Origin of the sequence: Pseudomonas sp. B392_1p (genome assembly GCF_052245235.1) — a bacterium.
Lineage (GTDB): Bacteria > Pseudomonadota > Gammaproteobacteria > Pseudomonadales > Pseudomonadaceae > Serpens > Serpens gallinarum.
On the sequence record NZ_JBQPXM010000010.1, the window covers coordinates 51,941 to 69,828 of the forward strand.

Below are 17,888 nucleotides of genomic sequence, written 5' to 3' on the forward strand. Positions count from 1 at the left end.
TGCTTAAGCCTGGTGCCGATGGACGTTGGAAAGCTGGCGGTTCGCATTAGGATTTTTGCGATACACCAAGGCCATTTTTCCGATGCTTTGTACCAGCTCGCAGTTGGCGGCCTGGCACAGCTCCACGATCACTGCGTGACGATCATCCCGTTCAGCGATGCGAAACTGGATCTTGATCAGTTCATGGTCGGCAAGCGCGCGTTCCAGCTCAGCCAGGACTCCTTCGCTCAAGCCATTATCCGCGACGATCAATACCGGTTTCAGATGGTGGCCGATAGATTTGAATTGTTTCTTCTGCTCTTGCGAGAGCGCCATAATCAAGCCCTGAAGTTCAATGTACAAAAAAGGCGGCTAGTGTACCCGAGCCGTCGTCCAAGAGGTATTACGTGGCCCGTTCCAAGACTAGCCAGCGCTGGCTGAAAGAACACTTTGATGACCCCTATGTGAAGATGGCGCAAAAGGACGGTTACCGATCCCGTGCCAGCTACAAATTGTTGGAGATCCAGGAGAAGGATCGCATCCTGCGCCCCGGCATGACCGTGGTCGATCTGGGCGCTGCCCCTGGGGGCTGGTCACAGGTGACCAGCCGGGTTATTGGTGACAGGGGGCGCCTGATCGCGTCGGACATTCTGGAGATGGACAGCATCCCTGATGTGACCTTTGTCCAGGGCGACTTCACCGATGATGTCGTGTTCGCGCAATTGCTGGAAGCCATTGGTGATTCCAAAGTAGACCTTGTGATTTCCGATATGGCCCCCAATATGAGTGGTGTCAGAGCCTCCGATCAGCCACGCGCCATGTATTTGTGCGAGTTGGCATTGGACCTGGCCACCCGGGTACTGCGCCCTGGTGGCGATTTTCTGATCAAGATTTTCCAGGGTGAAGGCTTCGACGAGTATCACAAGCAGACGCGCCAGATGTTCGAGAAGGTGCAGATGCGCAAGCCCCTGTCCTCGCGGGATAGATCGCGAGAGCAGTATTTGCTGGCCCGCGGTTTTCGCGATCAGCAGATGTAATTAACGCCCGAGCCTGCAGTCAAAGGTTCATAAAGGGTTACAGACGGCACCTGCGCTGGCAGGGGTTGTGTAGTAAGTTAGGCCGGAATAAACCAGCCGTCATGCGGGGCATGCTCCGGACCGGGGCCAGCTTCAGAGGGTAGCTAATTGAACGATATGGCAAAAAATCTGATCCTGTGGCTGATCATCGCAGCCGTGCTGGTGACGGTGATGAACAACTTCTCCACCCCCAACGAACCGCAAACGTTGAACTATTCCGAGTTCATCAGTCAGGTGAAAGAGGGGCGCGTCGAGCGGGTGACCGTCGATGGCTTCGTGATCGCCGGCAAGCGCACCGATGGTGGGACTTTCAAGACGATTCGTCCGGCCATTCAGGACAGTGGCCTGATCGGGGACTTGATCGACAACAACGTAGTGATCGAAGGCAAGCAGCCTGAGCAGCAGAGCATCTGGACTCAGTTGCTGGTAGCCAGCTTCCCGATTCTGGTGATCATCGCCGTGTTCATGTTCTTCATGCGCCAGATGCAGGGTGGCGCTGGTGGCAAGGGCGGTCCGATGAGCTTCGGCAAGAGCAAGGCGCGCCTGCTTTCGGAAGACCAGGTCAAAACCACCTTTGCCGATGTCGCCGGTTGCGACGAGGCCAAGGAAGAAGTCAGCGAGTTGGTTGAGTTCCTGCGCGATCCGGGCAAGTTCCAGCGCCTGGGCGGACGCATTCCGCGCGGCGTGCTGATGGTCGGTTCACCGGGTACCGGTAAAACCCTGCTGGCCAAGGCCGTTGCGGGTGAGGCCAAGGTGCCGTTCTTCACCATTTCCGGTTCGGACTTTGTGGAAATGTTTGTCGGTGTCGGCGCCAGTCGTGTGCGTGACATGTTCGAGCAGGCCAAAAAGCACGCGCCCTGCATCATTTTCATCGACGAAATCGACGCCGTCGGTCGTCACCGTGGTGCCGGGCTGGGTGGCGGTCATGACGAGCGCGAGCAGACGCTCAACCAGTTGCTGGTGGAGATGGATGGTTTTGAGGCGAACGATGGTGTGATCGTCATCGCGGCCACCAACCGTCCCGACGTGCTTGACCCGGCGCTGCTGCGCCCTGGGCGCTTTGACCGGCAAGTGGTGGTCGGTCTGCCGGATATCCGCGGTCGCGAACAAATTCTCAAGGTGCACATGCGCAAGGTGCCGATCGGCGATAACGTCGAGGCCTCGGTAATTGCCCGTGGTACACCCGGTTTCTCCGGTGCCGACCTGGCCAACCTGGTGAATGAGGCTTCCTTGTTTGCTGCGCGTGCCGGCAAGCGATTGGTGGAAATGAAGGAATTCGAGCTGGCCAAAGACAAGATCATGATGGGCGCCGAGCGCAAGACCATGGTCATGTCCGAGAAAGAAAAGCTCAACACCGCTTTTCATGAGGCCGGGCATGCAATCGTGGGTCGCTTGGTGCCCGAGCACGATCCGGTTTACAAGGTTTCGATCATTCCCCGTGGTCGGGCTCTGGGTGTGACCATGTTCCTGCCGGAAGAGGATCGCTACAGCCTGTCCAAGCGCGCACTGATCAGCCAGATCTGCTCGTTGTTCGGTGGACGTATCGCCGAAGAGATGACACTGGGCTTTGATGGCGTGACCACCGGTGCCTCCAATGACATCATGCGGGCCACACAGCTGGCGCGGAACATGGTGACCAAATGGGGGCTTTCGGAAAAGCTTGGTCCGCTGATGTATGCCGAAGAAGAAGGCGAAGTGTTCCTCGGGCGCAGCGCAGGCAGCCAGCACACCAATGTCTCGGGTGAAACGGCTAAGCTGATCGATGAAGAGGTTCGCAGTATCATTGATGGCTGCTATGCCACCGCCAAGCAACTGCTGGTGGATAATCGCGACAAGCTGGACGCGATGGCTGAAGCCTTGATGAAATACGAAACCATCGATGCCGAACAGATCGATGACATTATGGCCGGTCGCACGCCACGAGCGCCACGCGACTGGGAGGATGGTTCGGGCGCCTCGGGCAATTCCGAGCCTCGTGCCGAACGGCCGGAGTCGCCCATCGGAGGCCCGGCAGGCGAACACTGATCAAGGTTTTTCATGACCAAACTGCTTGACCCGACCCGGTTGCCTTGCGGCAACCGGGTTCTTGATTTGTCCCGTCCACACGTGATGGGCATCCTCAATGTCACGCCGGACTCCTTTTCCGACGGCGGCAGCTACACTCAACGCGACTCAGCCTTACGACATGCGGCGGCAATGGTACAGGCCGGCGCGTCGCTGATCGATGTAGGCGGCGAGTCGACGCGCCCGGGAGCGCGACCGGTATCCCCCACTGAGGAGATTGAGCGCGTGGCGCCGATTGTCGAGGCCATTGCTCGCGAACTGGATGTGGTGATCTCGGTTGATACATCCACGCCGGCAGTGATCCGTGAAACGGCTCGTCTGGGCGCAGGATTGATCAATGATGTGCGCTCCCTGCGTCGCGATGGCGCTTTGGATGCGGCTGTGGATAGCAACATGGCGGTTTGCTTGATGCACATGCTAGGTGAGCCGGGGACCATGCAGCACAGCCCGCACTATGATCGGGAAGTAACGGTTGAAGTGGCGGAGTTCTTGCGGCTGCGCATGACTGAATGCGTACAGGCGGGTATTTCCGAGGAGCGCATCGTGCTCGATCCGGGCTTCGGCTTTGCCAAGACGCTTGAGCATAACCTGAGCTTGTTTAAACACATGACCGACCTGCACAAGCTCGGTCGTCCGTTGCTGGTAGGTGTCTCGCGCAAGACAATGATTGGTCAGGCATTGGGCCGTGAGGTCCCACAACGGCTTTACGGCAGCCTGGCCTTGGCAGCCCTGGCGGTGGCCAAGGGGGCTCGCATCATTCGGGTTCATGATGTCGCGGAAACGGCCGATGTCGTAAGGATGATCGCGGCAGTCGAGTCCGCTGAGTAATTTATGGAGCAAGCATGAGTAGAAAGTACTTTGGTACCGATGGCATACGTGGACGCGTCGGCCAATTTCCAATTACTCCCGAGTTCATGCTCAGGCTGGGTTGGGCGGCAGGCATGGCTTTCCGTCGGCAGGGTACTTGCCGGGTGTTGATCGGCAAGGACACGCGGATCTCCGGTTACATGTTTGAATCGGCCTTGCAGGCGGGTCTGGTAGCAGCGGGCGCAGATGTGATGCTGCTCGGGCCGATGCCGACCCCGGCCATCGCTTATCTAACTCGCACCTTCAATGCCGAAGCGGGAATCGTCATCAGTGCATCGCATAACCCGCATTATGACAATGGCATCAAATTCTTCTCCGGTCAGGGTACCAAGTTGCCTGATGAAGTGGAGGCGTTGATCGAGGAGCTGCTCGATCAACCGATGAGTGTTGTCGAGTCGGCTCAGATCGGCAAGGTATCGCGAATCAACGATGCCGCCGGGCGTTACATCGAGTTTTGCAAAAGCAGTGTACCGACCAGCACTAAGCTCGGTGGTCTGAAGCTGGTGATCGACTGCGCCCATGGGGCTACATACAAAGTGGCGCCCAGCGTATTTCGCGAGCTGGGTGCGCAGGTGAGTGTGTTGTCTGCCCAGCCCGACGGCTTGAATATCAATGAGGGTTGCGGCTCCACGCATTTAGAGTCGCTGCAGGCCGAAGTGCTCAAGCAAGGCGCAGATATCGGGATCGCTTTCGATGGTGATGGTGATCGGGTGCTGATGGTCGATCGGAGTGGGCAGGCGGTGGACGGCGATGAACTGCTGTTCATCATTGCCCGTGACTATCATGAGCGCGGCATCCTCAACGGTGGGGTCGTGGGCACTCAGATGAGTAATCTGGGTCTGGAGGTCGCGCTTCAAGAGCTGCAAATTCCGTTCACTCGAGCTAAGGTCGGGGATCGTCATGTGATGGCTGAGCTGTCAGCTCGTGGCTGGCAGCTGGGCGGTGAGGGGTCGGGGCATATCGTATGCTGCCGGCACACAACTACCGGTGATGCGATCATTGCCGCATTGCAGGTGTTGATGGCGCTCAAGCATCGCAAGGAAACATTGCAGGAAGCACGTCAGGGGCTTAGCAAATGCCCTCAGGTGCTGGTCAACGTGCGTTTTGGCGGCGGTAAGGATCCCGTTGCAAATCCCTCAGTGCAGGAGGCGTGTGATGAGGTTACTCGAAAGATGGCGGGGCGTGGGCGCGTGCTGTTGCGCAAGTCCGGAACCGAACCGCTGGTGCGCGTCATGGTTGAAGGTGACGATGAGGCTCAGGTGCGTAGTCATGCCGAGGCTTTGGCTAAAATCGTGGCTGATGCTTGCGCGTAATCCATCGAGCAAGCGAAGCCAATCTATGTATTTGATTCGCTTGCCAGTATTCAATCTGTTGGGTAATATCTGCGCCCACTTTGACCGACGAGGTGCAGCATGCGTCGACCACTGGTAGCTGGTAACTGGAAGATGCACGGTACCCGCGCCAGCGTTGCGGAGCTGATTAAAGGTCTTCGTCAGTTGGCGTTGCCGGTTGGTGTTGAGATTGCGGTCATGCCGCCGAGTCTTTACCTCCATCAGGTGGTCATGGGCTTGGAAGGTAAGGCAATTGCTGTCGGGGCGCAGAACTGCGCAGTAGAACCGATGCAGGGTGCCTTGACTGGCGAGATTGCAGCCAGTCAGCTGGCTGATGCTGGATGCAGCATGGTATTGATCGGTCATTCCGAGCGTCGTCAGGTGCTGGGTGAGACGGATGCCATGTTGACCCGGAAATTCGCAGCCGCACAGTCTTGTGGCTTGATGCCGGTGCTGTGTGTTGGCGAAACGCTGGAGCAGCGTGAGGCCGGGTTGACGCTAGAAGTTGTTGCGCGTCAGTTGGGTAGCGTGATTGAACAAATGGGGGTTGGTGCCTTTTCGCGTGCGGTGGTGGCTTACGAGCCGGTTTGGGCCATTGGTACCGGATTGACAGCGAGCCCGGAGCAAGCGCAAGAAGTACATGCCGCGATACGTGCGCAGCTGAGAGCTGAAAGTGCTGAGGTTGCGCGCGGTGTCCGAATTCTCTACGGCGGCAGTGTTAAGGCGGCCAATGCGGTTGAGTTGTTCGGCATGGCGGATATCGACGGTGGGCTCATTGGTGGGGCCTCCCTGAACGCGGAAGAGTTTGGTGCGATCTGTCGTGCCGCGGGAAGCTGAAGATGCTTGAGACTGTCGTGATTGTTGTTCACTTGTTGATGGCGCTGGCGGTAATCGGGCTGGTGCTGATTCAGCAAGGTAAGGGCGCGGATGCGGGTGCGTCGTTTGGTGCTGGCGCTTCGAATACAGTATTTGGTAGTCAAGGTTCTGCTACCTTTCTGAGTCGAATTACTGGTATACTCGCTGCGGTTTTTTTCATTACCAGCTTGGGTTTAGCGTATTTTGCTAAAGATAAAGCTGATATGCTTGACCAGGTCGGTTTGCCTGATCCTGCAGTGTTGGAAGTGCAGAAGCCAGCGGCCGTCGAAGACGTCCCGCTGCCCGAAGCGACCAAGCCAGCAGCCAATGAGGCTGATGTGCCGGTAGTTCCGGGTCAGGAGTAACAAAGCAGTTTTGCCGAGGTGGTGGAATTGGTAGACACGCTACCTTGAGGTGGTAGTGGCCATAGGCTGTAGGGGTTCGAGTCCCCTCCTCGGTACCATACACAAGAATGCCCGCTGTTAGCGGGTATTCTTGTTTGCGGGATGTGTGTTTGACCTTTGTAGGGCAGGGCAATATACTGCCGCTCCAGCTTTAGGTGTATGGGGTGGAGCAGTCTGGTAGCTCGTCGGGCGCGTATCCCGAAGGACGTTGGTTCATCCAGCCCCGCAGCCAGTTGTAGCCAAGCCCCTGTTCAGGGGCTTTTTGTTGGCTGCATGGTCAGTTCCATCCTGTTCATGGATGGGTGAATGGATGGGCGTTTCGCCCATTTTTTATTTCCAAAAAAAGGAGGCTCTCGATGTCGAGCAAGCTAGAACAGTTGCAAGCGATGGTGTCTCCTGTGATCGAAGCCTTGGGCTATCAATGCTGGGGTATCGAATTTCTTCCCCAAGGCAAGCATTCACTGCTGCGAATCTATATTGATCATGCTGATGGCATTCTCGTCGATGACTGCGAAAAGGTCAGTCGTCAAGTAAGTGGCGTGCTTGATGTGGAAGACCCGATCAGCAATGAATACACCCTTGAAGTTTCCTCCCCGGGAATGGATCGGCCCTTGTTTACACTGGAGCAGTTCGCTGTGTATGCCGGTGAGCAGGTGAAGATCAAACTGCGTATTCCTTTTGACGGGCGACGCAACTTTCAGGGGATTCTCCGCGGGGTAGAAGAGCAGGATGTCGTGGTGTTAGTTGACGATCATGAGTACCTGTTGCCGATCGATTCGATCGATAAGGCCAATATCGTTCCCCGTTTTGACTAAAACGCGGATCCCGCGGATCCAATGGATTGCGAAAGGCGAGGCGTACAATGAGCAAAGAAGTACTGCTGGTTGTTGAGTCGGTGTCCAATGAAAAGGGCGTACCGGCTAATGTTATTTTTGAGGCGCTTGAGCTCGCTCTGGAAACCGCCACCAAAAAGCGTTTTGAAGACGAGGTTGAGCTGCGGGTGGCGATTAACCGCCAAACCGGCAACTACGACACATTCCGTCGCTGGTCTGTGGTCGAAGACCAGGATCAGGAGAATCCGGCAGCTCAGTTAACCGTTGCCGAGGCCCAAGAGCACAAGTCTGACGCTCAGGTCGGTGATGTCGTCGAAGAAAAGATCGAATCTATCGAGTTCGGCCGCATCGCTGCACAAACTGCCAAGCAGGTAATCGTGCAGAAAGTGCGCGAAGCCGAGCGCGCGCAGATTGTCGACGCTTACCGCGAGCGGGTCGGCGAGATCATTTCCGGAACCGTGAAAAAGGTTACCCGGGACAGTGCAATCATTGACTTGGGCAATAACGCCGAGGCCTTGTTGGCGCGTGAAGAGATCATTCCGCGGGAGATTTTCCGAGTCGGTGGGCGCGTTCGTGCGCTGCTGAAGGAAATTCGAGCAGAAAACCGCGGCCCCCAACTGATTTTGTCGCGCACTGCGCCGCAGATGCTGATCGAGCTGTTCCGTATCGAAGTGCCGGAAATAGCCGAAGAGCTGATCGAGGTGATGGCAGCATCCCGTGATCCGGGCTCGCGCGCCAAGATCGCGGTGCGCTCGAAGGACAAGCGCATTGATCCACAGGGTGCCTGTATCGGCATGCGCGGTTCGCGCGTGCAGGCAGTTTCCGGTGAGCTGGGTGGTGAGCGTGTCGACATCGTGCTGTGGGACGACAACCCCGCACAGTTTGTGATCAATGCCATGTCCCCCGCGGAAGTGGTGGCGATCATTGTCGATGAAGATGCCCATGCGATGGATATTGCCGTCGGCGAAGACAACCTGGCGCAGGCCATTGGCCGCGGCGGCCAGAACGTGCGTCTGGCCAGTCAGTTGACTGGCTGGACACTGAACGTCATGACCGAAGCCGATATTCAGGCCAAGCAACAGGCTGAAACCGGCGACATCATGCAAGCATTCATCGATGAGCTGGAAGTTGATGAAGAATTGGCACAGGTCCTGGTGGAAGAGGGTTTCACCAGCCTGGAAGAAATTGCCTATGTACCCATGGAGGAAATGCTCAATATCGATGGCTTCGACGAAGACATCGTTAATGAGCTGCGCGCCCGGGCCAAGGATCGCCTGTTGACCAAGGCGATCGCGACCGAAGAAAAACTGGCAGACGTGCAACCGGCCGAAGACCTGCTCTCCCTTGAGGGCATGGGCAAGGAGCTGGCAGTTGAGTTGGCACTGCGGGGCGTTGCCACCCGCGAAGACCTGGCCGAGCAGTCGATCGACGACCTGCTCGACATCGACGGCATGGACGAAGAGCGTGCCGGCAAGCTGATCATGGCCGCCCGAGCCCACTGGTTCGAGTAAAGCAATTGCGGCCTGAGGAGAGAAATGCATGACGCAAGTCACGGTGAAAGAACTGGCCCAAGTGGTCGACACACCGGTCGAGCGACTGCTGCTGCAGATGCGTGAGGCTGGCCTGCCGCACACGAGCGCTGAGCAAGTAGTGACCGATAGTGAAAAACAGGCGCTGTTGAGCCACCTGAAGGGTGATCATGGTGCGAAGGGAGATGAGCCGCGCAAGATTACCTTGCAGCGCAAGACCACCACGACCCTGAAAGCTCCAGGCAGCAAGACCATCAGTGTCGAAGTCCGTAAGAAGAAGACCTTCGTCAAGCGCAGCCCGGTTGAAATCGAGGCCGACAAGCAGCGTGAATTGGAAGAACAGCGTGCTGCTGAGCAAGCGGCGCGTTTGAAGGCCGAAGAAGAAGCGAAGCAGAAAGCCCAGGCAGAAGCTGCCCGGCAGCAACCTGCCGCGAGCGCAGAAGCTCCGGTAGCTGCCAAGGCTGAGCCGGGTAGCCCGGTGGTGCGCGAAGCAGCTGCTCCAGCTGCCGGTGAAGTGCGTAAGAAAGAAGAGCCGCGTCGTGTTGAAAAACGCGAAGTGGTGGATGATCGGCGTGAGCGCAAGGTTGCGCAGCCGCGTCCGGCTTCCAAGGACAAGGCCCCGTCTCCACGTGTCGCACCGCGTACTCTCGACGAAGAAAGCGATGGCTTTCGTCGTGGCGGACGTGGCAAGGGCCGGCTGAAGAAGCGTAATCAGCACGGCTTCCAGAGCCCGAGCGGTCCGGTTGTGCGTGATGTTTCCATCGGCGAAACCATCACCGTGGCCGATCTTGCTGCGCAGATGTCTGTGAAAGCCGCGGAAGTGATCAAGTTCATGTTCAAGATGGGCACTCCGGTAACCATCAACCAGGTTCTTGATCAGGAAACCGCACAGCTGGTGGCTGAAGAACTGGGCCACAAGGTCAAGTTGGTCAGCGACAACGCGCTTGAAGAGCAGCTGGCTGAATCGCTGAAATTCGAAGGCGAGGCAATGACTCGTGCACCGGTTGTGACCGTGATGGGTCACGTCGACCATGGCAAGACCTCGCTGCTCGACTACATTCGTCGCGCCAAGGTCGCCTCGGGCGAAGCTGGCGGCATCACCCAGCATATCGGCGCCTACCACGTTCAAACCGAGCGCGGCATGGTGACCTTCCTGGATACCCCTGGTCACGCCGCGTTTACCGCCATGCGTGCCCGTGGTGCGAAGGCGACCGATATCGTGATCCTCGTGGTGGCAGCTGATGATGGCGTCATGCCTCAGACACAAGAAGCGGTCCAGCATGCGAAAGCCGCTGGGGTGCCCCTGGTCGTTGCAATCAACAAGATCGACAAGCCCGAAGCCAATCCGGACAACATCAAGAACGGCTTGGCCGCGCTGGATGTGATTCCGGAAGAGTGGGGCGGTGACACGCCGTTCATTCCGGTGTCCGCCAAGATGGGTACCGGCGTTGATGAGCTGCTCGAAGCCGTGCTGCTGCAGGCCGAAATTCTCGAGCTCAAGGCAACCCCGTCTGCGCCAGGCCGCGGTGTCGTGGTCGAATCGCGTCTTGACAAGGGTCGTGGTCCGGTAGCAACCGTGCTGGTCCAGGACGGTACTCTGCGTCAGGGTGATGTGGTTCTGTGCGGTGTGACCTTCGGTCGCGTCCGCGCCATGCTCGATCAGAGCGGCAAGCAGGTCAAAGAAGCTGGCCCGGCTATTCCGGTCGAGATTCTCGGCCTGGATGGTACGCCTGAAGCCGGTGATGACCTGACTGTCGTCGCCGACGAGAAGAAGGCTCGCGAAGTAGCACTGTTCCGTCAGGGCAAGTTCCGCGAAGTGAAGCTGGCCCGTGCTCACGCCGGCAAGCTGGAGAACATCTTCGAGACCATGGGCCAGGACGAGAAGAAGACGCTCAACATCGTCCTCAAGTCCGATGTGCGTGGTTCTCTGGAAGCTCTGCAGGGTTCGCTCAACGGCCTGGGCAATGACGAAGTGCAGGTGCGCGTAGTCGGCGGTGGTGTCGGCGGTATCACCGAATCCGATGCCAACCTGGCACTGGCTTCCAACGCCGTACTGTTTGGCTTCAACGTGCGGGCTGATGCTGGAGCGCGCAAGATTGTCGAGGCCGAAGGCTTGGACATGCGCTACTACAACGTCATTTACGACATCATCGAGGACGTCAAGAAGGCGCTCACCGGTATGCTAGGCAGTGATGTTCGGGAGAATATCCTGGGTATTGCCGAAGTGCGCGACGTCTTCCGCTCGCCGAAGTTTGGCGCGGTTGCCGGTTGCATGGTGCTCGAGGGGCTGGTGCACCGTAACCGTCCGATCCGTGTATTGCGTGAGGACGTGGTCATTTTTGAAGGCGAGCTGGAATCCCTGCGCCGCTTCAAGGACGACGTGGCCGAAGTGCGTGCCGGCATGGAATGCGGTATCGGCGTGAAGAGCTATAACGACGTTAAGGTCGGGGACAAGATCGAAGTGTTCGAGAAGGTCCAGGTGGCGCGCTCGCTCTAACGAGCGGCTGCACGCTTCAAGCGGCAAGCTTCGAGAGGTGGCCTTTTGGCTACTGATCGAGCTTGCCGTTTGCCGTTGCAGTTTCATGGTTTTTCCAAGCGTGCACTGGCCGCTTGAGGCAGGTTTTTATGGCTAAAGAATACAGTCGCACCCAGCGCATCGGCGACCAGATGCAACGCGAGCTGGCGCAAATGATTCCCCGTGAGGTTCGCGACCCGCGGCTCGGGTTTGTGACCATCACCGCGGTGGAAGTCAGTCGCGATGTCGGGCATGCAAAGATTTTCATCACCCTGATGGGTGATTTTGACGACGAAAAGCTCAAGTTGAATCTGGACATCCTCAACGACTCGGCTGGTTACCTGCGTATGCTGCTGGGCAAGTCGATGAAGCTGCGCAGCGTGCCGCAGCTGCGCTTCCACTATGATGCGAGCATTCGTCGTGGTGCTGAATTGTCGGTGCTGATCGAGCGTGCGGTAGCCGAGGATCGCCAGCACACCAAGGACGGGGAATAACGCGTGGCTCAGGTCAAACGCATACGCCGCAAGGTCAACGGTGTACTGATTTTCGACAAGCCGCATGGCTTCAGCTCCAATGCCGCGTTGCAAAAAGTGCGCTGGCTGCTGAATGCGGAAAAAGCGGGCCACACCGGCAGCCTTGATCCCTTGGCAACCGGTGTGCTGCCGCTGTGTTTCGGTGAGGCTACAAAGTTTTCCCAGTACCTGCTGGATGCCGACAAAGCCTACGAAACCGTCATGCAACTTGGCGTGACGACCACCACCGGCGATGCCGAGGGCGAAGTTCTCGAGCGTCGCGCGGTGACGGTTGGTCGCGCCGAGATCGAGGCTTTGCTGCCGCGCTTTCGCGGTGAGATCCAGCAGGTGCCGCCGATGTATTCGGCACTGAAAAAAGACGGTCAGCCTCTCTATAAATTGGCGCGTGCCGGGGAAGTAGTGGAGCGCGAGGCGCGTTCTGTTACTATCTCCCGCCTGGAATTGCTGGCCTGTGAGGGCGACAAGGTTCGCCTGGCCGTTGGCTGCAGCAAGGGCACTTATATTCGTACCCTGGTGGAAGACTTGGGTGCGCTGCTCGGCTGTGGTGCCCATGTGGTTGAATTGCGCCGGACTCAGGCAGGGCCGTTCGGCTTGGATCAGGCGATCAGCCTGGAAGAGCTGGAAGCCGTTCATGCTGAAGGCGGCGCGGAAGCTGTGGATCGCTTTCTGTTGCCGGTGGATTGTGGCCTGACAGATTGGCCGCTGATCCAGCTGTCCGAGCATAGCGCCTATTATTGGTTGCATGGTCAGCCAGTCCGTGCCCCGGAAGCGCCGAAGTTCGGCATGATGCGGGTGCAGGATCACACCGGTCGCTTTATCGGTATCGGTGAAGTGAGTGATGACGGGCGCGTTGCGCCGCGTCGACTGATTCGGTCGGAATGACCGGAACCCGCGGATCGTCATGCGATTCGCGGCAACGAGGGTGGCTGTTAGCAGGCACGGTCATGCCTCTTTTTAAAACACGGGATTCGTCCCGGCCTGTTCACTCTAGGAGTCCATTACCATGGCACTGAGCGTTGAAGAAAAAGCCCAGATCGTTAACGAGTACAAGCAAGCTGAAGGCGATACCGGTAGCCCGGAAGTGCAGGTAGCCCTGCTGACCGCCAACATCAACAAGCTGCAAGGCCACTTCAAGGCCAACGGCAAGGACCACCACTCCCGTCGTGGTCTGATCCGTATGGTTAACCAGCGCCGCAAGCTGCTGGATTACCTGAAGGGTAAGGACATCACTCGTTACAGCGCCCTGATCGGTCGCCTGGGCCTGCGTCGCTAAGCGTCGCACGCCGAGCTGGAGCTGGAGGTATGAAGCTGGAAGCAACGCACATTGCGCTTGCTTCCAGCTTTGTGCTTCCAGCTTCATGCTTTTCAGGGGAGGCTGGGTCCGATTCCCGCATCCTCTGAAGATTTCCCCCAAGGCAACATAAGAAGGAACACACCGTGAACCCGGTCATCAAGAAATTTCAGTTCGGTCAATCGACCGTAACCCTCGAGACGGGCCGTATCGCCCGCCAAGCCTCCGGCGCAGTGCTGGTCACCGTTGACGACGATATCGCCGTGCTGGTTGCTGTAACCGGCGCGAAGACGGCTGATCCGAGCAAGGGCTTTTTCCCCCTTTCCGTGCATTATCAGGAAAAAACCTACGCTGCCGGCAAGATCCCCGGTGGCTTCTTCAAGCGTGAAGCGCGTCCTTCCGAAAAAGAGACCCTGACCTCGCGCTTGATCGACCGTCCGATCCGTCCGCTGTTCCCGGAAGGTTTCCAGAACGAAGTGCAGGTTATCTGTACTGTGATCTCCACCAGCAAGAAGACCGATCCGGATATCGCCGCGATGATCGGTACGTCTGCCGCGCTGGCCATTTCCGGTATTCCGTTCAACGGTCCTATCGGTGCCGCTCGCGTAGCCTTCCACCCGGAAACCGGCTACCTGCTGAACCCGACTTATGAGCAGCTCAAGGCCTCCAGCCTGGACATGGTCGTGGCAGGCACCAAGGACGCCGTCCTGATGGTCGAGTCGGAAGCCAAGGAGCTGACCGAAGACCAGATGCTGGGCGCCGTACTCTTCGCCCACGAGGAGTTCCAGGTGGTGGTCCAGGCGGTCACCGAGCTGGCGGCCGAAGCGGCCAAGCCGAGCTGGGAATGGCAGCCGAAGGCTGAAAACACCGAGCTGCTCAATGCCATCCGCAGCGAGTTCGGTGAGGCGATTTCCCAGGCCTACACCATCATCATCAAGCAGGATCGCTACGCGCGCCTGGGTGAGCTGCGCGACCAGGTCGTCGCTCGCTTCTCTGGTGAAGAAGGCCAGCCTTCCGCCGGCGAAGTGAAGGAAGCCTTCGGCGAAATCGAATACCGCACCGTGCGCGAGAACATCGTCAACGGCAAGCCGCGTATCGACGGTCGCGACACGCGCACTGTGCGTGGCCTGAACATCGAAGTCGGCGTTCTGGACAAGACCCACGGCTCGGCCCTGTTTACCCGTGGCGAAACTCAGGCACTGGTTGTCGCCACGCTTGGCACCGCCCGTGACGCGCAGTTGCTCGACACCCTGGAAGGCGAAAAGAAAGACCCCTTCATGCTGCACTACAACTTCCCGCCCTACTCGGTCGGTGAATGTGGGCGCATGGGCGCCACCGGTCGCCGCGAAATCGGTCACGGTCGCCTGGCCCGCCGCTCCGTCGCCGCCATGCTGCCGAGCGCTGACGAATTCCCCTACACCATCCGTGTCGTCTCGGAAATCACCGAATCCAACGGTTCTTCCTCCATGGCTTCGGTGTGCGGCGCGTCCCTGGCGCTGATGGACGCTGGTGTGCCGATGAAGGCTCCGGTGGCCGGTATTGCCATGGGTCTGGTCAAGGAAGGTGAGAAGTTCGCCGTCCTGACCGACATTCTCGGTGACGAAGACCACCTGGGCGACATGGACTTCAAGGTCGCCGGTACTGCCAAGGGCGTAACCGCGCTGCAGATGGACATCAAGATCCAGGGCATCACTGAAGAGATCATGGAGATCGCCCTGAATCAGGCCCTGGAAGCACGCCTGAACATCCTGGGGCAAATGAACCAGGTGATCGGCGAGTCGCGCAGCGAGCTGTCCGCCAACGCACCGACCATGATTGCCATGCGCATCGACCAGGACAAGATCCGCGACGTGATCGGCAAGGGCGGCGCCACCATTCGCGCCATCTGCGAAGAGACCAAGGCGTCGATCGACATCGAAGATGACGGTTCGATCAAGATCTTCGGCGAAACCAAAGATGCGGCCGAAGCTGCCAAGCAGCGCGTGTTGAGCATCACGGCAGAAGCCGAGATCGGCAAGATCTACGTCGGCAAGGTCGAGCGCATCGTCGATTTCGGTGCCTTTGTGAACATCCTGCCGGGCAAGGACGGCCTGGTGCACATTTCGATGCTGAGCGATCAGCGCGTCGAGAAGGTCACCGATGTGCTCAAGGAAGGCCAGGAAGTTGAAGTGCTGGTGCTGGACGTGGACAACCGCGGTCGCATCAAGCTGTCGATCAAGGACGTGGCGGCGGCGAAAGCGTCCCAAGCCTGATTGAACAGCGCATAAAGAAAAGGCCCTTCGGGGCCTTTTTGTTTTTGTGAGCGAGATTGGTGCATTGCAGGTTGCACGCAACGCAACGGCAAAAGCGTGCAAATTGCATAGAGTCATGGTGCGTATCGTTTACTAAGCTATTGAAATATAAAGGATTAAAAGTTAAGCGAAGCTGGCATGCCGCTTGCGCCTGTTCTGATATCTGTAGCCGGAGCGCGTTGCAGATTCCTTAAAAGACAGGAGTGAAAAACATGAAAAACTTCCAGACCTCGTTGACCTCGGTAGCCATTGCCGCCGCCCTTAGTCTGCCGTTCGCAAGTCTGGCCCTGGCCGATAATCAGCTCCCTCAGACCGTTCCTGCCCAGTCGCTGCTACTGGCCGCTAATGACACCATGGATGAGGCAGGCGATGCGGTTTCCGATACGTGGATCACTACCAAGGTCAAATCCACCCTGCTGGCCGATGACACCACCCCCGGTATGGAAATTGAGGTGGAAACCAAGAATGGGGTGGTTTCACTGTCCGGCACAGTCGCTACCGAAGCCGAGCGCGATATGGCCATCTCCAGAACCAAGGAGATCAAAGGCGTACGCGACGTGGCTGCGGATGGTTTGAAAGTAGCCGAGTAAGCATGCGTTGATTTGGTCTATGAAGGCCTGAATCAGCGAGCTTGCGGAAATAAAAAAGCCCTGAGTGATCAGGGCTTTTTTTGTTGCAGTCTGGAGCGGGCGATGGGAACATAGAAACGCATACAACTCGTTGATTAATAATATGATTTCTTAATTCGCTCAACGAGAATTGACACAATTATGTACCTCTGCGGCGACCTCGGCAACTGCTGCTACCTCAAACGCTCGGCGGCGTTCTGGCCCCCACCCGAGCGGTTGTGTATGAGCCATGACTTATCCTCATGCTGCGCTCCCGGCTCATTGAAATCCCGGCTTCGTGCATCCAGCCTGGTCAGCGCGGAGTGTGGTCGATTAGCCAGCCGATAATCATGTGACGCACGCGATCCGCGTTTTCAAATGTTCGTCGATAGGCCGCATCTGTGGCTGCACTCGTATGGATGGCAGGCAGCGCTTGGCTGTGGTGGGCGGCTTGGAAGCAAATGGCTGCGGAGTGCCCGGGAAAGTCAGGTTCCCGCTTTGAGGCTGTTTGCCAAACGCCTGAGCGGGATATGGGCGCGGTATTTGTGGGCGCATGCGCTGATCCTGCATGCCGGACAGCAGAGGAGATCAATAACTGCATCCAGGTGATCAAACGCATGGCCTATGGCGACCGGGAAAGCAGCAGCTTCATAAAGATCAGCGCTGCTTTGCTGGTAATCCGTGATGAACCTTTTTAGGCGGCTCAGCCCGCGATGTCCCGCAAGCGCTTGTCGATGATCGCGCGGGCATCACCGATGATCTTCTGCACCAACTCATGACAGCTGGGGATATCGTGGATCAGGCCCACGCCCATGCCGGCAGCGTAGGCGCCGTCGTCCGGGTCGTCTTTCTCGGCGGCCTGAATCCAGCGCAGGCTGCTTGCCAGCGGCATCAGCTCGTCATGAGTGGCCGTGCCCGATTTCTCCAGTTCGAGGATCTGGTCGGCCAAGCCGTTCTTCAGCACCCGGGTGGAATCACCGATGGAGCGGCAGATCAGCGTCGTGTCGCATTCACTGGCGGACAGGTAGCGGGCCTTCACGGCATTGGGCATTGGCGATTCCTGAGTCATGAGGAAGCGGGTGCCCATGGCGATGCCCTCGGCGCCGAGCGCCAGCGCCGCTGCCAGGCCCCGCCCGTCGGCGAAGCCGCCGTTGGCCACCACGGGAATCTTCAGTCTGTCGACGGCTGCCGGGATCAGAACCGTATTGGGGACGTTGTCCTCGCCCGGATGACCTGCCGCTTCGAAACCGGTCAGGCTGATGGCGTCCGCGCCGAGTTGCTCCGCCTTGAGGGCGAAGCGAACCGCCGTGCATTTGTGCAGAACCTTGATGCCTGCTTCCTTGAAGGCAGTGATGAACCTGGCCGGATTGCCTCCGGCGGTTTCCACGCATTGCACTCCGGCGTCGAGGATCACCTGGGCACTGTCCTCCGGCCTGACGCTTAGCTTGGACAGGATGGTGAGGTTCACACCGAAGGGCTTGTCGGTCAGGGTGCGGATTTTCTCGATCTCGGCGTGCAGGGCTTCGGGCGATGCGAAGCTGTGGGCCGAGAGAAAGCCTAGACCTCCCGCGTTGGCCACGGCGGCCACCAGTTCCGCCCGTGATACGTAGCGCATACCGCCCTGGATCAGCGGGTAGCGGATACCGAAAAGGTCGGTGATTCGAGTCTTGAACATGATCTCTCCGAAGGATGGACGGCGTTCTGGTGTATGG

At 58.2% G+C, this 17,888-nt stretch carries 17 protein-coding genes and 1 tRNA gene; 16 read left to right on the forward strand and 2 right to left on the reverse strand.

What is annotated here, in order from left to right; genetic code table 11:
• Positions 1 to 3 precede the first annotated feature (3 nt).
• Positions 4 to 315, reverse strand: a complete 312-nt coding sequence (locus ACTV8E_RS14650; protein ID WP_251835359.1) for a YhbY family RNA-binding protein — start codon at positions 313 to 315, stop codon at positions 4 to 6.
• A gap of 71 nt (positions 316 to 386) precedes the next feature.
• Here ACTV8E_RS14650 and rlmE point away from each other — a divergent pair, with 71 nt between their 5' ends.
• The 16 genes from rlmE (at position 387) to ACTV8E_RS14730 (ending at position 16,874) form a co-directional block, all read left to right on the forward strand.
• Positions 387 to 1,016: a 23S rRNA (uridine(2552)-2'-O)-methyltransferase RlmE gene (gene rlmE, locus ACTV8E_RS14655; RefSeq protein WP_251834995.1), complete on the forward strand. Its 630-nt coding sequence runs from the start codon at positions 387 to 389 to the stop codon at positions 1,014 to 1,016.
• 156 nt (positions 1,017 to 1,172) lie between these two features.
• Positions 1,173 to 3,080, forward strand: coding sequence for an ATP-dependent zinc metalloprotease FtsH (gene ftsH / locus ACTV8E_RS14660; protein ID WP_251834996.1), 1,908 nt, complete (start codon positions 1,173 to 1,175; stop codon positions 3,078 to 3,080).
• 12 nt (positions 3,081 to 3,092) lie between these two features.
• Positions 3,093 to 3,947 carry a dihydropteroate synthase gene (folP, locus tag ACTV8E_RS14665; RefSeq protein WP_251834997.1) on the forward strand — a complete coding sequence of 285 codons (855 nt, stop codon included), beginning with the start codon at positions 3,093 to 3,095 and terminating at the stop codon, positions 3,945 to 3,947.
• Between the two features lie 14 nt (positions 3,948 to 3,961).
• Positions 3,962 to 5,299 carry a phosphoglucosamine mutase gene (gene glmM, locus ACTV8E_RS14670; protein WP_443199943.1) on the forward strand — a complete coding sequence of 446 codons (1,338 nt, stop codon included), beginning with the start codon at positions 3,962 to 3,964 and terminating at the stop codon, positions 5,297 to 5,299.
• Positions 5,300 to 5,398: 99 nt separating this feature from the next.
• Positions 5,399 to 6,154: a triose-phosphate isomerase gene (gene tpiA, locus ACTV8E_RS14675; RefSeq protein WP_251834999.1), complete on the forward strand. Its 756-nt coding sequence runs from the start codon at positions 5,399 to 5,401 to the stop codon at positions 6,152 to 6,154.
• Between the two features lie 2 nt (positions 6,155 to 6,156).
• Positions 6,157 to 6,537: a preprotein translocase subunit SecG gene (secG, locus tag ACTV8E_RS14680; RefSeq protein WP_251835000.1), complete on the forward strand. Its 381-nt coding sequence runs from the start codon at positions 6,157 to 6,159 to the stop codon at positions 6,535 to 6,537.
• 12 nt (positions 6,538 to 6,549) lie between these two features.
• Positions 6,550 to 6,635 (forward strand) — tRNA-Leu (locus tag ACTV8E_RS14685).
• Positions 6,636 to 6,932: 297 nt separating this feature from the next.
• The gene (gene rimP / locus ACTV8E_RS14690; RefSeq protein ID WP_251835001.1) at positions 6,933 to 7,391 is read left to right on the forward strand and encodes a ribosome maturation factor RimP; all 459 of its coding nucleotides are present in this window, start codon (positions 6,933 to 6,935) and stop codon (positions 7,389 to 7,391) included.
• Positions 7,392 to 7,438: 47 nt separating this feature from the next.
• On the forward strand, positions 7,439 to 8,920 hold the full coding sequence (gene nusA, locus ACTV8E_RS14695) for a transcription termination factor NusA (protein ID WP_251835002.1): 1,482 nt from the start codon (positions 7,439 to 7,441) through the stop codon (positions 8,918 to 8,920).
• Positions 8,921 to 8,948: 28 nt separating this feature from the next.
• Positions 8,949 to 11,435, forward strand: a complete 2,487-nt coding sequence (gene infB / locus ACTV8E_RS14700) for a translation initiation factor IF-2 (RefSeq protein ID WP_251835003.1) — start codon at positions 8,949 to 8,951, stop codon at positions 11,433 to 11,435.
• A 128-nt stretch (positions 11,436 to 11,563) separates the two neighbouring features.
• Complete coding sequence (gene rbfA / locus ACTV8E_RS14705) at positions 11,564 to 11,947, forward strand: 30S ribosome-binding factor RbfA (protein ID WP_251835004.1); 384 nt, start codon at positions 11,564 to 11,566, stop codon at positions 11,945 to 11,947.
• Between the two features lie 3 nt (positions 11,948 to 11,950).
• A complete protein-coding gene (gene truB / locus ACTV8E_RS14710; RefSeq protein ID WP_251835005.1) occupies positions 11,951 to 12,868 on the forward strand; it encodes a tRNA pseudouridine(55) synthase TruB in 918 nt (305 codons plus the stop codon).
• A 121-nt stretch (positions 12,869 to 12,989) separates the two neighbouring features.
• Positions 12,990 to 13,259, forward strand: coding sequence for a 30S ribosomal protein S15 (gene rpsO / locus ACTV8E_RS14715; protein ID WP_251835006.1), 270 nt, complete (start codon positions 12,990 to 12,992; stop codon positions 13,257 to 13,259).
• Positions 13,260 to 13,423: 164 nt separating this feature from the next.
• Positions 13,424 to 15,529: a polyribonucleotide nucleotidyltransferase gene (gene pnp, locus ACTV8E_RS14720; RefSeq protein ID WP_251835007.1), complete on the forward strand. Its 2,106-nt coding sequence runs from the start codon at positions 13,424 to 13,426 to the stop codon at positions 15,527 to 15,529.
• Positions 15,530 to 15,780: 251 nt separating this feature from the next.
• The gene (locus ACTV8E_RS14725) at positions 15,781 to 16,158 is read left to right on the forward strand and encodes a BON domain-containing protein (protein ID WP_251835008.1); all 378 of its coding nucleotides are present in this window, start codon (positions 15,781 to 15,783) and stop codon (positions 16,156 to 16,158) included.
• Positions 16,159 to 16,706: 548 nt separating this feature from the next.
• Entirely contained in the window at positions 16,707 to 16,874 is a 168-nt protein-coding gene (locus tag ACTV8E_RS14730) for a hypothetical protein (protein ID WP_443199944.1), read from the forward strand.
• 5 nt (positions 16,875 to 16,879) lie between these two features.
• On the opposite strand, the gene ACTV8E_RS14735 is transcribed toward ACTV8E_RS14730, so the two are convergent.
• The gene (locus tag ACTV8E_RS14735; RefSeq protein WP_443199945.1) at positions 16,880 to 17,851 is read right to left on the reverse strand and encodes an NAD(P)H-dependent flavin oxidoreductase; all 972 of its coding nucleotides are present in this window, start codon (positions 17,849 to 17,851) and stop codon (positions 16,880 to 16,882) included.
• Positions 17,852 to 17,888 lie beyond the last annotated feature (37 nt).